15 protein-coding genes and 1 riboswitch are annotated in these 13,832 nt (G+C 60.7%); of the genes, 12 read left to right on the top strand and 3 right to left on the bottom strand.

Annotation, left to right across the window (positions count from 1 at the left end; all coding sequences use genetic code 11):
* The 4 genes from OP494_RS15965 to tenA all read left to right on the top strand — a co-directional run.
* On the top strand, nucleotides 1-289 hold a 289-nt coding region (locus OP494_RS15965), incomplete at its 5' end, for a 2-oxo acid dehydrogenase subunit E2 (RefSeq protein WP_280542306.1).
* 63 nt (nucleotides 290-352) lie between these two features.
* Nucleotides 353-967 (top strand): glutathione transferase GstA, encoded by a 615-nt coding sequence (gene gstA / locus OP494_RS15960; RefSeq protein WP_280542305.1) that lies wholly within the window; start codon nucleotides 353-355, stop codon nucleotides 965-967.
* Between the two features lie 54 nt (nucleotides 968-1,021).
* Nucleotides 1,022-1,675: a thiamine phosphate synthase gene (gene thiE, locus OP494_RS15955; protein ID WP_280542303.1), complete on the top strand. Its 654-nt coding sequence runs from the start codon at nucleotides 1,022-1,024 to the stop codon at nucleotides 1,673-1,675.
* A 109-nt stretch (nucleotides 1,676-1,784) separates the two neighbouring features.
* A riboswitch (TPP riboswitch) is annotated at nucleotides 1,785-1,907 on the top strand.
* 82 nt (nucleotides 1,908-1,989) lie between these two features.
* Complete coding sequence (gene tenA / locus OP494_RS15950) at nucleotides 1,990-2,664, top strand: thiaminase II (protein WP_280542301.1); 675 nt, start codon at nucleotides 1,990-1,992, stop codon at nucleotides 2,662-2,664.
* A gap of 15 nt (nucleotides 2,665-2,679) precedes the next feature.
* Here tenA and OP494_RS15945 read toward each other — a convergent pair whose 3' ends face one another.
* The gene (locus OP494_RS15945; RefSeq protein WP_280542299.1) at nucleotides 2,680-3,963 is read right to left on the bottom strand and encodes an MFS transporter; all 1,284 of its coding nucleotides are present in this window, start codon (nucleotides 3,961-3,963) and stop codon (nucleotides 2,680-2,682) included.
* Between the two features lie 196 nt (nucleotides 3,964-4,159).
* Here OP494_RS15945 and OP494_RS15940 point away from each other — a divergent pair, with 196 nt between their 5' ends.
* The 5 genes from OP494_RS15940 (at nucleotide 4,160) to yghU (ending at nucleotide 8,089) form a co-directional block, all read left to right on the top strand.
* Complete coding sequence (locus OP494_RS15940; protein WP_280542297.1) at nucleotides 4,160-4,456, top strand: YciI family protein; 297 nt, start codon at nucleotides 4,160-4,162, stop codon at nucleotides 4,454-4,456.
* An 8-nt stretch (nucleotides 4,457-4,464) separates the two neighbouring features.
* Nucleotides 4,465-4,812 carry a hypothetical protein gene (locus tag OP494_RS15935; protein WP_280542296.1) on the top strand — a complete coding sequence of 116 codons (348 nt, stop codon included), beginning with the start codon at nucleotides 4,465-4,467 and terminating at the stop codon, nucleotides 4,810-4,812.
* Between the two features lie 106 nt (nucleotides 4,813-4,918).
* Nucleotides 4,919-5,782, top strand: a complete 864-nt coding sequence (locus OP494_RS15930) for an SDR family oxidoreductase (protein ID WP_280542294.1) — start codon at nucleotides 4,919-4,921, stop codon at nucleotides 5,780-5,782.
* 38 nt (nucleotides 5,783-5,820) lie between these two features.
* Entirely contained in the window at nucleotides 5,821-7,068 is a 1,248-nt protein-coding gene (locus tag OP494_RS15925; protein ID WP_280542292.1) for an AGE family epimerase/isomerase, read from the top strand.
* 157 nt (nucleotides 7,069-7,225) lie between these two features.
* Nucleotides 7,226-8,089 carry a glutathione-dependent disulfide-bond oxidoreductase gene (gene yghU, locus OP494_RS15920; protein ID WP_280542290.1) on the top strand — a complete coding sequence of 288 codons (864 nt, stop codon included), beginning with the start codon at nucleotides 7,226-7,228 and terminating at the stop codon, nucleotides 8,087-8,089.
* Between the two features lie 169 nt (nucleotides 8,090-8,258).
* Here the strand turns inward: yghU and OP494_RS15915 are convergent, their stop codons facing one another.
* Nucleotides 8,259-9,032, bottom strand: a complete 774-nt coding sequence (locus tag OP494_RS15915) for an HAD-IIA family hydrolase (RefSeq protein ID WP_280542288.1) — start codon at nucleotides 9,030-9,032, stop codon at nucleotides 8,259-8,261.
* Between the two features lie 134 nt (nucleotides 9,033-9,166).
* Between OP494_RS15915 and OP494_RS15910 the strand changes: the two genes are divergently transcribed.
* Both OP494_RS15910 and hemG read left to right on the top strand, forming a co-directional pair.
* Complete coding sequence (locus OP494_RS15910) at nucleotides 9,167-10,417, top strand: dicarboxylate/amino acid:cation symporter (protein WP_280542285.1); 1,251 nt, start codon at nucleotides 9,167-9,169, stop codon at nucleotides 10,415-10,417.
* 102 nt (nucleotides 10,418-10,519) lie between these two features.
* Nucleotides 10,520-11,938 carry a protoporphyrinogen oxidase gene (hemG, locus tag OP494_RS15905; protein ID WP_280542283.1) on the top strand — a complete coding sequence of 473 codons (1,419 nt, stop codon included), beginning with the start codon at nucleotides 10,520-10,522 and terminating at the stop codon, nucleotides 11,936-11,938.
* A gap of 10 nt (nucleotides 11,939-11,948) precedes the next feature.
* Here hemG and OP494_RS15900 read toward each other — a convergent pair whose 3' ends face one another.
* On the bottom strand, nucleotides 11,949-12,953 hold the full coding sequence (locus OP494_RS15900; RefSeq protein ID WP_280542282.1) for an NADP-dependent oxidoreductase: 1,005 nt from the start codon (nucleotides 12,951-12,953) through the stop codon (nucleotides 11,949-11,951).
* A gap of 158 nt (nucleotides 12,954-13,111) precedes the next feature.
* Between OP494_RS15900 and OP494_RS15895 the strand changes: the two genes are divergently transcribed.
* Complete coding sequence (locus tag OP494_RS15895; RefSeq protein WP_280542280.1) at nucleotides 13,112-13,558, top strand: META domain-containing protein; 447 nt, start codon at nucleotides 13,112-13,114, stop codon at nucleotides 13,556-13,558.
* Nucleotides 13,559-13,832 lie beyond the last annotated feature (274 nt).

Raw genomic sequence — 13,832 nt, 5'->3', positions numbered from 1 at the left:
GAAGAAGCTCAAGCGCGAGGAGATGAGCGGTGGCTGCTTCACCATCTCCAGCCTGGGCTCCATCGGTGGCACCGCCTTCACGCCCATCGTCAACGCCCCGGAAGTCGCCATCCTCGGCGTTTCCAAGGCGCAGACGAAGCCGGTGTGGGACGGCGCCGAGTTCGCCCCGCGGCTGATGATGCCGCTATCGTTGTCCTACGACCACCGGGCGGTCAACGGTGCCGACGCGGCTCGCTTCACGGCCTTTTTGGCCCAGGCGTTGAGCGATATCAGAACGCTTTTGTTGTGACTTGGCCCAGCTTTCTTCAGGACTAATTCGCTAAATTTACTCCAATTCATCTATGGGAAATTTATGAAGCTTTATTACGCTACTGGAACCTGCTCACTTGGGCCACGTATCGTCGCGCACGAGTTGGGTATAGAGTTGGAATCCCAAAAAGTCGATATCAAGAAGCATCAGACCGATAACGGCAGCGACTACTGGTATATCAACCCAAAAGGCTATGTGCCTGCTCTTATGACTGATGATGGTTATCTGCTTACAGAAGGCGTCGCGATCATGCAATATTTAGCCGACCGGGGCTCTCCTGCTAGTCTGAGCGCCGAGCGAGGGGCTTCCTCGTTTTATCAGCTTCAAGAGTGGCTCACATTTATTAGCACGGAATTGCATAAGATGTTTAGCCCGTGGCTTTTTCATCCGGAATACGGCTCCGAAGCACAACGGGTCGCGACTCAAAAGATCTATGAGCGCTTTGAGATGATCGAAGAACACCTGGAAGATAAGCAGTATCTTATTGATGATGAGTTTTCCCTTGCTGACATTTATCTATTCACGGTTGTGCGATGGGCGGAGTTGTTCAGGATCGAGTTGGCGTCTTACCGAAACTTATCAAGACTTCTTGAGAAAATATTTAATCGTTCAGCCGTGCAAAGCGCGATGCGAGCCGAAGGTATAGCCGAAAATTAATGATAGATTACGTTTCTTGGAGGCTGTGGAGCGATGTCACAAATGAATGACACAATGCCCGCTCAAGATATGATGAATTTCGATCTCTCACTCTATCTCGTTCTTGATCCATATCTATGTCGCCGATATTCAATGGCAAAGACTACGGTTGCGGCGATCAAAGGTGGCGCGAGCGTCGTACAGCTTCGTGACAAAACAGTCGGAACGGCCGGCCTAGTCGATACTGGGCGGGCGTTAAAAACAGCCATGGCGGGATCTGGCGTGCCACTGATTGTCAATAACGATCTCGAAGCTGCGCTTGCCCTCAACGCCGATGGGCTCCATGTAGGGCAGGGTGATATGGATGCGTACGAAGCACGCCAGAGGCTAGGGGCCAGCAAAATCCTTGGCTTGTCGGTTGAAGACGAAGCCGCTGTTAGGGCCGTAGATCCAGCGGTTGTCGATTATGTCGGTGTTGGCCCGGTCTTTGCCACATCCACCAAACCCGATCACAAATCGCCCATCGGATTGGATGGCCTTGCTCGGCTGGTTAGTATGAGCCCGGTGCCTACTGTCGCCATCGGTGGCTTGAAAGCCGCCCATATATCGGCCCTCAAAGCAGGCGGAGCCGCCGGCATGGCCGTAGTTTCGGCTGTGTGTGGTCAGTTGGACCCTCAAGAGGCCACACAGCGGCTGGTTCAAGCTTGGGCATCCGCACCAGGCAACTAAGGACATAGGGATCCATTAAGCGCGACCGTATCATCGTTTTTGTGAACAGTTAGCAGCCTAGCCCAGCAAGGTTGTTGAAGAAACAACCCCCAGTTGGCTAGTGTATCTAGCGTGCTTGACGGGGTGCCGGGCGATCGGCTGAGAGATGCAAGTCCGTGAGTCGGACTAACGCATCGACCCGTTGAACCTGATCCGGGGAATGCCTGCGTATGCAGGCGGGTACTGGCGTAGGGAATCAAGCGAGTCAATGACAACACACCCGCCGACCCTTCGTGATTTCCGGATCCTCTACTTGCCAACGACCGGAGACGATCATGGCCTACAGTTTCGACGATCTCAAAAACGCGTGCGCGGCCGACTGGCAGGCGTATATCCAGCACGATTTCGTGCGCCGTCTAGGCACCGGTACGCTCGAGCCGGGCGCTTTTCGCTATTATCTCCAGCAGGACTATCTGTTTCTTCAGCATTTCGCGCGGGCGTATGCGCTGGCGATCTATAAAAGCCGCAATATGGCGGATCTGCGCCAAGCCTTTGACGGTCTCAAGGCCATCGTCGATACCGAGCTGACGCTGCATGTCGACTACTGCCGGCAATGGGGCATCAGTGACCATGACTTGGCTCGATTACCAGAAGACCGTGCCACCATGGCTTACACGCGCTATGTGCTCGATGCCGGCAATCGGGGTGATTTACTCGATATGCACGTGGCGCTTGCCCCGTGCCTGGTGGGCTACGGCGAAATCGCCAATATGCTCAACAGCGAGTCCACGACGGTACGCGCCGATAACCCTTACGATGCCTGGATCGCGATGTACGAAAGCGATGCATTCCAAAGCGCCATGCACAGTGAAATCGAATGGCTGGACGAACGACTGGCCGGTGTGACCGAGCAGCGCTTTGAAGAACTCGTGGGTATTTTTCGAGACGCAACCCTTCTTGAGATCGACTTTTGGCAAATGGGGCTCGACTGGCGATCTCGTAGTCAATAATTAGATCAACCCGTATTACGGCTCGTGTTGGCGATAGGTCTCTTGCGGTTGAAGATATAAGCGCTGTCGGCGCTGTCGGCGCTGTCGGCGCTGTCGGCGCTGTTGGATCAGCATGATAGCCCCGATCAGGGCGGCGATGACGCCAGCACTGGCGCTGACACTCATCGCCCAGCGTGGCCCGGCGTGGTCGGCCAGCCAGCCGACGATGGGGGCGCCGAGCGGTGTGCCGCCCATGGTGATCGCCATGCGCAACGCCATTACGCGGCCACGCATCATCGGTTCCGTCGAGAGCTGAATCAGTGCGTTGGAAGCGGTCATGAAGGTCAGCGCCGCTAGGCCCGTCAGCATCAGGGCGGTGGCGAAGAGGTATGTGTTGGGGGCAAGAGCTGCCAGGCCGCAGCAGACACCGAATCCCAGAGTAGAGAAGCACAGCAGCCGCATGTCCGGGCGCTCGCGCTTGGCAGCCAATAGCGCACCCGTGACCGAGCCGACGGCTAAGGATGAGGTCAGAAGGCCGTATTGCCCCGCCTCGCCGTGGAAGACGCGCACCGACATGGTGGAAATATAGACCGCGAAGTTGAAGCCGAAGGTGCCGATCATGAAGAGCATCAGCAAGATGGCTTTCAACTCGGGGCGCCTCCAGACATAACGGAAACCCTCCGTCAGTCCGCCGGCGTTATGCCTTGGCCGGGTGACGGGGAGCAGTTCGTCGAGCCGCAGCAGGCATAGCGATCCGAGCACGGCGGCGAAAGAGGCCGCATTGATCATGAAGACCCAGCCGCTGCCGACGGCGGCAATCAACAACCCGGCAACGGCGGGACCAATCATCCGTGCAGCGTTGAAGGATGTCGAATTGAGGGCCACTGCGTTGGAGAGATGCTTTTCGCCGACCAGGTCGTTGACGAAGGTCTGTCGAGCGGGGGCATCGAAGGCCGTGACGCAGCCGAGCCCCAAGGCGAAGACGTAGACTTGCCAAAGTGTTACCACGCCGGTGAGGGTGACCAGTCCCAGCCCTACTGCCAATAGCCCCAGCAATGCCTGAGTGAGAAGGATTAGCCGGCGGCGGTCGAAATGGTCGGCGGCGTAGCCGGTCAGCGGAAGCAGCAGCAACTGTGGGCCGAACTGTAAGGCGATGGTAATGCCCACGGCGCTGGCATCGTGGTCGGTGAGCACGGTTAGTACCAACCAGTCCTGAGCGATGCGCTGCATCCAAGTGCCGATATTGGAGACCAGGGCGCCGATGGCCCACACTCGATAATTGTAAAAACGTAGCGAGCGAAAGAGGCGGGTATCGCTCATGCCGCGCGTGATGGTTGGTTGACGACGTAAGTGCTATCGGTCGCGTTGCGGTGCATGAGCATCTCGTGTCAGGTAGAAGGAGCCGGGGTGGCGGCGTTAATCCGTTAACGACCGTTGTACCACGGCTTGGCCTCACGCATGATTCCGACCATGGTGGCAACGCCCCGATTCGATATTTCTGAGACGAGAGAACATCATGCCGCAATATGCCGTAGTGGCCTACGATTACACCGATGCCGAGGCGCTGGATCGCCGCCTGGCCAATCGCGATGCGCATCTGGACGGCGTGCGAAAACTCGCCCGCGAGGGCTGTTTTCTTAGCGGCGGGGCGATTCTGGATGACAACGGCAAGATGATGGGGTCCAACGCACACTTCCAGTTCGCCGACCGCCAGGCATTGGAGGCGTGGCTTGAAACGGAACCTTACATGACCGGTCGTGTGTGGGAGCGCGTCGATATTCGCGAAGTCAAACTGTTCGACCCGAGCGCTTGAGCGAGACCATGTCCGAGAGTCCGCAACCGCTTGCCGCTGCCGTACGCGAAACGCTCGAAGCGGCGCCGCGCAAGGCGCTACCGATGACCTACCAGGAGGTCGCTGACGCGCTCGGCTTGCAGCCACCGCGCACCATCCAGCGTGTCGCCCAGGCGCTGGAGGTCTTGATGTGTGAAGACCTCGCCCAAGATCGACCCTTCATCGCTGCGCTGGTCGTCAGCCGCCGCGCGCCGCACATGCCGGCACGCGGCTTCTTCGAGCTAGCCGTCGAATTGGGGCGTTTTCCCGCCGATACCGCGTTGCATGCCCAGGCATGGCGGGAGGAATACCAGCACGTGCTGGCGGCGCGTGAATAAACGTCCGTTTGTATTGTCTTATACCTAGGTCTACGTTGGGGGCGGGCCTCAGAGGCCGTGCCTGCACATTTTCGTCATAACATGGACCCACCACATGGAGGTGAGCATGGTTCGCAAGGTCGCGATTCACGCACAGTCCCAGACACTGCCGGGCAGCGAAGCCGAGATGGATCCACCGGCAGAGATGATTCGCTCTGGTTATCGTGGCGCGGGGAAGCTGGAAGGCAAGATCGCGCTGATCACCGGCGGCGACAGCGGTATCGGACGGTCGGTGGCTATTCACTTCGCCCGTGAGGGCGCCGATGTGGCGGTGGTCTATCTGAGCGAGCGCGAGGATGCCGCCGAGACGCAACGCCTGGTAAAGGCCGAGGGGCGCCGTTGTCATCTGATCGAAGGCGATCTGGCGGAGGCCGAGTTCTGCCGTCGCTGCATCGACGAGACGGTGCAGGTCTATGGAGGGCTCAACATCCTGGCCAACAACGCCGGGACCCAGTGGGTGTGCCAGGACCTGACCGAGCTTTCTGACGAGCAATGGCGCTCGGTGTTCGAAACCAACATGCATAGCCAGTTCTATCTCGCCAAGGCGGCGTTGCCGCACCTGGGCGAGGATGACGCCATCATCAACAACGCCTCGGTGAATGCCTATATCGGGCCGGACTTCCTGGTTGACTATTCGGCCACCAAGGGCGCCATCGTCAGCTTCACGCGCAGCCTCTCGAACCAGGTGGTGGGTCGCGGCATTCGCGTCAACGCCGTGGCGCCCGGTCCGGTGTGGACACCGTTACAACCGGCGACGCTGGGCGCCCACGACCCGCAATGGCTGGAAGGCTTCGGCGAGGAGACGCCGATGGGGCGTGCGGGGCAACCCAGCGAACTCGGGCCGGTATTCGTCTTCCTGGCGAGTCTCGATGCTTCCTTCATCAGTGGCCAGACGATTCATCCCAATGGTGGTACCGTCGTCAATGGCTAATGAAAGCCAACGTTTTCGTCACTCGAGGCGCGCAAGGCATGGCAGATAATACGCATTCACTGGCACGGCGCTGGCTGGACGCCGAAACGCATCACCATTGGCTGACGCGAGAGGGCTTGAGGCTGCTCGATTTCCACCGTCAGGCGCGGCTCGATACCGGCGGTTTCGCTCCGCTGGACGGTGATGGACGGATTCCTGAAGGTGCCCGTGCCGATACGATGATCACCGGGCGTATGGCGCATAGTTATGGGTTGGCGGCGATGCAGGGCGTGCCCGGCGCGGCGTCGCTGGCCGAGCACGCCATACGCGCCTTGAGCGGCTTGCTGCGCGACGAACGAGACGGCGGCTGGCTGGCGGGCGATCCCGCTTCGACGGAGGATCGCACCAAGCAGTGCTATCTGCATCACTTCGTCGCTTTGGGGGCCGCCACGGCGACCCAGGCGGGCATTCCCGGCGCGGCGCGGTTGCTCGATGAGGTGGTCGAGGTCATCGAGACGCGCTTTTGGTCGGAGAGCGAGCAGGCCTTCGTCGAGAGTTATGCGCAAGGCTGGCACGAGCTGGCGAACTATCGCGGCGGCAACAGCAACATGCACGGCGTGGAGCTATGCCTGGCGCTGGCCGATGTGCGCGATGAGCCAGATTGGCTGGATCGGGCGCTGGCCATCGTCGAGCGGTTGATACATCGGCATGCGGCGCCTCGCGATTATCGAATTCTCGAGCATTTCCATGGTGACTGGTCCGAATGGCCGGATTACAACACGGATCGGCCCGACGATGGTTTCTACCCCTATGGTGCTACCCCGGGCCATGGCTTCGAGTGGTCACGGCTGATGCTGCACTTGGAGGCGGCGCTTCAAGCGCGTGGGCGTGAGGCGCCTGCCTGGTTATTCGTGGACGCCGCCGCGCTGTTCGAGGCCAGTCTGCGTGACGGCTGGGCCAGTGACGGCGCGCCAGGGTTGGTTTACACCGTGGATTGGCAGGGCCAGCCCAGCTCCCGGCGGCGCCGCCACTGGACGCATGCTGAAGCGTTGGCAGCGGCTGGGGCCTTCCTGCAGCGCACCGGTGAGCCACACTACGAGTATTGGTATCGCCATGTGTGGGACTTCATCGACACCACCTTCATCGATCGGACGCGTGGCGGTTGGTATCAGGAACTGGATCATCGTCTCGCTACCGACCCGGCCGAAGGCGACGTCAAACCCGACCTTTATCACGCCTACCAAGCCACCTTGCTGCCGCGTCTACCGCTGGCGCCTGCGTTGGCCGTGGCGATCGAGCGCTTGTAAAAGCGTCTTGTTCTTTTGGCCGGCGGACACATGAGTTCGCCGGCCAGCTTGAACCACCCGTCTCGCGTCCCAATGATTATCAGACTACCTTTTCAGGCGACTGGATACGTCTCGCCGCTTGGCGAGGCGTGATCCGACGCACAGACCAGGAGGCTGCATGAGCCAAGAAACCGAGTACACCCCACCCCGTGTTTGGACCTGGAAGAGCGAAAGCGGTGGCAAGTTCGCTAGCATCAACCGCCCGATTGCGGGGCCGACCCATGAGAAAGACCTGCCGGTGGGCGAGCATCCGTTCCAGCTTTACTCGCTGGCCACGCCCAATGGCGTCAAGGCAGGGATCATGTTCGAGGAACTGCTGGCGCTGGGCCATCAGGGCGCCGAATACGATGCGTGGTTGATTAACATCGGAGAGGGCGATCAGTTCGGCAGTGGCTTCGTCGAGGCCAATCCCAATTCGAAGATACCGGCGCTGATGGACCACAGCACCGATACGCCGACGCGTGTCTTCGAATCGGGCTCGATTCTTCTTTATCTCGCCGAGAAGTTCGGGGAGTTCCTGCCCAAGGAGCATGTGGCGCGCACCGAGGCACTCAACTGGCTATTCTGGCAGATGGGCAGCGCGCCGTTCCTCGGCGGCGGTTTCGGGCATTTCTACAGCTATGCGCCGGTCAAGCTCGAGTACGCCATCGACCGCTATGCCATGGAGACCAAGCGTCAGCTCGATGTGTTGAACCGCCAACTGGCGGAGAACCGCTATCTGGCCGGCGACGCATACAGCATCGCCGATATCGCCACCTGGGCGTGGTACGGGCAGTTGGTGCTGGGGCGTCTCTACGATGCTGCCGAGTTCCTGCAAGTGCAGGAATACACCCATGTCGTGCGCTGGGCTGAGGAAATCGACGCACGCCCGGCGGTGCTGCGTGGGCGGATGGTCAATCGCACCTTCGGGGAGCCGGAACTCCAGCTCCACGAGCGCCACGATGCCAGTGACTTCGAGACTCGGACCGAGGACAAGCGTTAAGCTCTGCCTGACAAGTGTCTGCGCTCAGCCATACGGCGTTAAAAATTGGCTCAAAATACTCATTTACACCTCGTAAACTCCGTTTTTTCGCCAATTTTTGCCTTGTCTGGCTATCGCTCGCCGACTTTTCAGAAGAGCTTAGGCATAACGCTCGCGCCGTCAACGAGCGCTACTTCTCCAGCAGTTCTGCGACCGAGTTGAGCACTTCGCGGGGACGGAAGGGGTAGCGCTCGATTTCTTCCCGCGTGGCGATGCCGGTCATTACCAGCACTGTGTGCAGACCGGCCTCGATGCCGGCGATGACGTCGGTATCCATGCGGTCGCCGATCATGCCGGTGCGCTCGGAATGCGTGCCGAGTTTGTTCATGGCCGAGCGAAACATCATTGGATTGGGCTTGCCGACGTAGTACGGCTCGCGCTTGGTGGCGGCAGTGATCAAGGCTGCCACCGCGCCGGTGGCGGGCAGCGGCCCTTCGGGGCTGGGGCCGGTGACATCGGGGTTGGTGGCGATGAAACGTGCGCCACCGTTGATCAAGCGAATCGCGCGAGTGATGGCTTCGAACGAATAGCTGCGGGTTTCGCCGAGCACCACGAAGTCGGGCGCGATATCGGTCATCACGAACCCGGCTTCGTGAATGGCGGTGGTCAGGCCGGCTTCGCCGATCACGAAGGCCGAGCCGCCGGGCGCCTGATCACGCAAGAAGGCGGCAGTCGCCAGGGCGGATGTCCACAGCCGGTCTTCGGGGACATCGATGCCCAGGCGTGTCAGCCGGGCGCTGAGATCGCGCGGCGTGTAGATGGAGTTATTGGTGAGCACAAGAAAGGGCGTGCCATTGGCGCGCCATTGATCGATCAGCTCGACCGCGCCGGGTAGGGCCCGGTCTTCGCCGATCAGTACGCCATCCATGTCCGTTAACCAGCAGTCGATCGCGCGTTCACTCATCGCCTTGATGTCCTGTTGCTGAATCGATGCGACCAGCATAATGGTAATGTAGCGCCGCCGCAGCCTCCGTGTCGGGCATTTTGCCTAACATGGGGCGAAACGCGGTGTCGGCCAAACAAGAAGGAGCGGGAGCGGTGAAAGCATTGTGGCAGGCCTATACGAAGAGCTCATTGATCCTGAGGGTCACGATTGCGCTGGTACTCGGCGTCGTCGTGGGCCTAGTCGGTGGCCAGGATGTCGCGAATTGGCTGGCGCCATTCGGTGATTTGCTACTGAGGCTGTTGAAGTTTCTGATTGTGCCCATCGTGCTGTTCACGCTGATGGTGGGCATCAACCAAGCCGACGCTGGCAGCATGGGTCGCGTCGGACGCAAGGTGTTCGTCTACTATATCGGCACCTCGGCGCTGGCCATCGCCGTGGGGTTGACGGTGGCTTCGCTGTTTTCCCCGGGCAGCGGGATGACGTTGGATAGCAGTGCCGAGGTATCGGTGCCGGAGAATCCCGGTATTGCGCAGGTGCTGCTTGGCGTGGTGCCGGATAACATCATTGGGGCGTTCGCCGAGTTGAACCTGCTGGGCATCATCTTTACCGCCATCGTCTTCGGCATCGCCCTATTGAAGCTGCGGACGTCCGAGTCGCATGGAGCGCCGGCCGATCAACTGTACCGTGTAATCGAGGCGCTCAACGAGCTCACGCTCAAGGTGATGTCGGGCGTGTTGCATTACGTGCCGGTCGGCGTGTTTGCCATTGTTGCCGGTACGGTGGCCGAGCAGGGGATGGCGACATTGTTGTCGCTGGGCGACATGGTGCTAGTGCTGTATATCGCGTTGGGCGTGCATCTGCTGCTCTATTGCGCCTTGATGGGGGCCTTTGGCGTCAAACTGCGGCGTTTTTTCCGCGAGGCACGCACGCCGATGGCGACCGCCTTCGCGACCCAGAGTAGTTCCGGGACGTTGCCACTGACGCTGGATGCCGCGCGCCGCATGGGGCTGTCGCGGAGCACTTACGGCTTCAGCCTTCCGCTGGGGGCGACCATCAATATGGATGGCGCGGCGATTCGCATCGCGATTTCTGCGGTGTTCGCGGCCAATGTGATCGGCGCGCCGCTAGACTTCACCAGCATGCTGGAGATCGTACTGATCGGCACGCTGGTGTCCGTCGGCACTGCGGGCGTGCCGGGCGCAGGGATCATAATGATCGCCACGGTGTTCTCGCAGGTCGGTCTGCCTATTGAAACGGTGGCACTGTTGACCGCCATCGATGCCTTGGTGGGCATGGGTTGTACGGCACTCAATGTCACTGGCGACATGGTCGGCGCCTCCATCATCGCCCGCAGCGAAGAAGACGAACAGCGCAGCACGTGCGTCGATGCGTCGCGCTCGTGAAAGCGCGCGGCGATGGTATGGCCCGCTATGCTGGGCATCTGAATTCGTCCTGCGCGCCTGATCGAATGGCATGCGACGGTGTAATTTGTCACGGGAGATGTCATGCAGTGTGAAGCACAATCCGACGCTTCGGCTCTTGAGACGCGCGACGTGGTGGTCGTCGGCGGTGGCGCCAGCGGCTTGACGGCCGCACGCGCGGCGGCCAGGCGTGGGCTGAGCGTGGCCTTGCTGGAACGCACGCCACAGGTCGGCGGTAATCTGCGTACCCACCGCGATGGCGACTGGCAGATTGAGCAAGGGCCTAACACCCTGATGATGAAACCGCCGCTGCATGCGTTGCTCGATGAGCTCGGCTTGCTCGACGAGGCGCAACCCGCGAACCCCAGCGCACGGCGGCGTTATATTGCCTATCGGGGAGCACCAGTGGCGCTGCCATCTCATTGGCTCAAGGCGCCCATCAATTCGCTGATTGGTCCGCGAGGCGTGGGCGCGTTGCTGCGCGAGCCGTTCCAGCGGCGTGCACCGCAGGCCGAAGAAAGCCTGGCCGATTTCGTCACGCGGCGCTTGGGGCGTCGTGCGCTCGATCATCTGGTCGATCCGTTCGTGTCCGGTGTTTACGCCGGTGATCCCGAGCGGCTCTCGGCGCGGGCAGCGATGCCCCGGCTGGTGGCGTTGGAGCGCGAGTATGGCTCGCTGGTTCGTGGGGGGCTGGTGCGGTTGCGTCAGGCACGGCGCGCGCCGCCTGCCTTGCCGCGCGAGTGGCGTGGTCAACTGGTGAGCTTTCCCTCTGGTTTGCAGCGCCTCGCCGAGCGTTTGGCCGAGGACATCACTGCCCAGTCCGGCGCATCGATCTACCGCGAGTGCGAGGTTAGCGCCGTGTATCGCGAGGGGGAAGACTGGCGTGTGGAGACGGCCTCGGGGCAGGCTTTCCGTGCGCGAGAGCTGGTGCTGGCGGTTCCGGCGCCCACGGCTGCCGCGCTAGTGTCTCCGCTAGATCCGCAAGTGGCCGCGCCGCTGGAGGCGATCGCTTATCCGCCGGTCAACGCCGTGTCGCTGGGCTTTCGTCGTACCGATATCGCCCATCCACTGGATGGTTTCGGCATGCTGATTCCCGGCGTCGAGCAACGCCAGACCTTGGGCGCGCTATTCTCCTCAACGCTATTTCCTGGGCGCGCGCCTTCCGAGCATGTATTGCTCACCGCATTTCTAGGTGGCCGTCGCCAGCCCGAGGCTGCTGCCAGCGATGACGACGCTCAGGTGGCGCAGGTCGTCGCCGATCTGCGTGATTTGCTGGGGATTAGCGGTGAGCCGGTATGGCAGAGCGTGAGTCGCTGGCCGCAGGCGATTCCGCAGTACGAACTGGGGCATCTTGAGCGTATCGCCGCCCTCGAGACAGCAATCGAGCGTCATCCAGGCCTCTCGCTCATTGGCAACTGGCGCGATGGTATCGCGGTGGGGGATTGTTTGGAGAACGGACGGCGTCTCGGCGAGCGGATCGCCGAGACGCTGAGTGCGGGTTAACCGCGGATGTTTACAGCCGGACCAGCATCTTGCCGGTGTTGCCGCCTTCGAAGAGCTTAAGGAATGCGTCGGGCGTGCGCTCGAGGCCTTCCTCGACGGTTTCCCGATAGTCGAGCTCGCCACGTGCTACGAGCGGGCCGATCTCTTGCAGGAACTCGGGGTAGTGTTCCCAGTTTTCGGCGTCGAGGATGATGAAGCCCTCCATCCGCGCGCGACGGATCAGTAGCCGGGACAGGTTGCTGGGGCCGGGCGTGGGCGTCTCTGCATTATAGCTGTCGATCAAGCCACATACCGCGATGCGCGCGCCGACGCGAATGTTGTCGAGCGCGGCTTCGAGACAATCGCCGCCGACGTTTTCATAGTAGACATCGAACCCATCGGGGCTGGCGGCCTTGAGGTCGGCGCTGAGCTGTTGCGCGTCTTTGCCGCGATAGCTGACCGCGCTCACGCCAAGCGATTCCAGCCATTCGAGCTTTTCCGGCGCGCCGGCGATACCCACGACATGGCAGCCTTTGGCCTTGGCCAATTGCACGGCCAGGGAGCCGACGGCGCCGCTCGCTGCGCTGACCAGCACGCGCTCGCCTTCCTTGAGTTGGGCGATGCGGTTGAGTCCGGTCCAGGCGGTCATGCCCGGCATGCCCAGCACGCCGAGGAAGGCTTGCGGCGGCACGTCGAGATCGGGCAATGCCTGTAAGCTATCGCCGGGAAGCTGCGCGACATCACGCCAACCGCCCATATGAACGACGCGGTCTCCGGGGGCGAAGCGTGCGTCGCGCGATTCGAGAACCTCGCCGATGGCGGCGCCTTCGAGCGGTTCGCCCAGTGTGAAGGGCGGTACGTAAGTCGTGACGCCGTCCATGCGCCCGCGCATGTAGGGATCGACCGACAGCCAGAGGTTTTGCACGCGAACCTCGTCTGCCGTTAACTCCGGCAGCGCTTGGGATTCCAGCGCGAAAAAATCCCGAGACGGTAGGCCCTGGGGATGGGAATGAATGGTGAAGTAGCGTGATTCCATGATGTCTCCCGCTGTGATGACAGGCATGTTCGATGTTGCACACTCGCATGGGTGTGCACGTATTCATGAAATGGGCATGATGGTGGCCGTACGCAAGGGGCGTTTGATGGCGACGGTCTGATAGTCTGTCGATGATGCTCGTCATTTAAGGATATTGCATGAAGCGGATAGTTGCTGGCTTGAGTGTGTTGCTCGCCGTTATCGTCATGGCCGGTTGCGCCATGCAGAAAGAACCTGCCTCCGCACGACCGGATGAATCATTGGTGAATACGTATTGGAAGCTGACTTCCCTGGATAACGCCCCGGTGACGGTCGTTCCCAATCAGCGTGAGCCGCATTTTGTCTTGCATGCCGATCCGGCGCGCGTCATGGGATCGACGGGATGCAATCGCATGACGGGCAATTATCGCGTAGAGGAAGCCAAGCTACTTTTTTCGGCCTTGGCCACTACACGGATGGCATGTAAGCAGGGTGCCCAGACCGAGCAGCGCTTTCTCGATGTGCTGAATGCTACCGATGAATGGCGAGTCGAAGGCGAGCATTTGACGCTATTGGGTGCGCAGCATCAGGTGCTCGCGCGCTTCAAAGCGGTGTATTTGCAGTAGTCCGTCAATAGAAGGGGCGAACGGTGAGCCGACGTTGGTCTAGCATAGAGCGCCGTGGCTGGTAGCGAGAGCGCTGCCAATAGCGTGGCCTGTGTTGCGGCGATATCCATTAGGATATGAGGATGTCGTCACTCGGTTATTGGTGAGGGGGACTCGGCCCGGCTAGCGTGAAGGGTGAAGCGTCGCATTGGGTGGCGCTGAGATGCGTTATCGAGAGGCCGAGGATGATACGATTTCAGACGATTCCGCGATTGGCGTTGGGCATGGGAATGAC

Origin of the sequence: Chromohalobacter sp. 11-W (assembly GCF_029889905.1) — a bacterium.
Classification (GTDB): domain Bacteria; phylum Pseudomonadota; class Gammaproteobacteria; order Pseudomonadales; family Halomonadaceae; genus Chromohalobacter.
This window is presented reverse-complemented; position numbering and strand designations above follow the sequence as displayed.

Excerpts from the sequence above, each read along its gene's own strand:
- gstA (WP_280542305.1), top strand. The coding sequence starts at position 353 with ATGAAGCTTTATTACGCTACTGGAACCTGCTCACTTGGGCCACGTATC.
- thiE (WP_280542303.1), top strand. The coding sequence starts at position 1,022 with ATGCCCGCTCAAGATATGATGAATTTCGATCTCTCACTCTATCTCGTT.
- tenA (WP_280542301.1), top strand. The coding sequence starts at position 1,990 with ATGGCCTACAGTTTCGACGATCTCAAAAACGCGTGCGCGGCCGACTGG.
- OP494_RS15945 (WP_280542299.1), bottom strand. The coding sequence starts at position 3,963 with ATGAGCGATACCCGCCTCTTTCGCTCGCTACGTTTTTACAATTATCGA.
- OP494_RS15940 (WP_280542297.1), top strand. The coding sequence starts at position 4,160 with ATGCCGCAATATGCCGTAGTGGCCTACGATTACACCGATGCCGAGGCG.
- OP494_RS15935 (WP_280542296.1), top strand. The coding sequence starts at position 4,465 with ATGTCCGAGAGTCCGCAACCGCTTGCCGCTGCCGTACGCGAAACGCTC.
- OP494_RS15930 (WP_280542294.1), top strand. The coding sequence starts at position 4,919 with ATGGTTCGCAAGGTCGCGATTCACGCACAGTCCCAGACACTGCCGGGC.
- OP494_RS15925 (WP_280542292.1), top strand. The coding sequence starts at position 5,821 with ATGGCAGATAATACGCATTCACTGGCACGGCGCTGGCTGGACGCCGAA.
- yghU (WP_280542290.1), top strand. The coding sequence starts at position 7,226 with ATGAGCCAAGAAACCGAGTACACCCCACCCCGTGTTTGGACCTGGAAG.
- OP494_RS15915 (WP_280542288.1), bottom strand. The coding sequence starts at position 9,032 with ATGAGTGAACGCGCGATCGACTGCTGGTTAACGGACATGGATGGCGTA.
- hemG (WP_280542283.1), top strand. The coding sequence starts at position 10,520 with ATGCAGTGTGAAGCACAATCCGACGCTTCGGCTCTTGAGACGCGCGAC.
- OP494_RS15900 (WP_280542282.1), bottom strand. The coding sequence starts at position 12,953 with ATGGAATCACGCTACTTCACCATTCATTCCCATCCCCAGGGCCTACCG.
- OP494_RS15895 (WP_280542280.1), top strand. The coding sequence starts at position 13,112 with ATGAAGCGGATAGTTGCTGGCTTGAGTGTGTTGCTCGCCGTTATCGTC.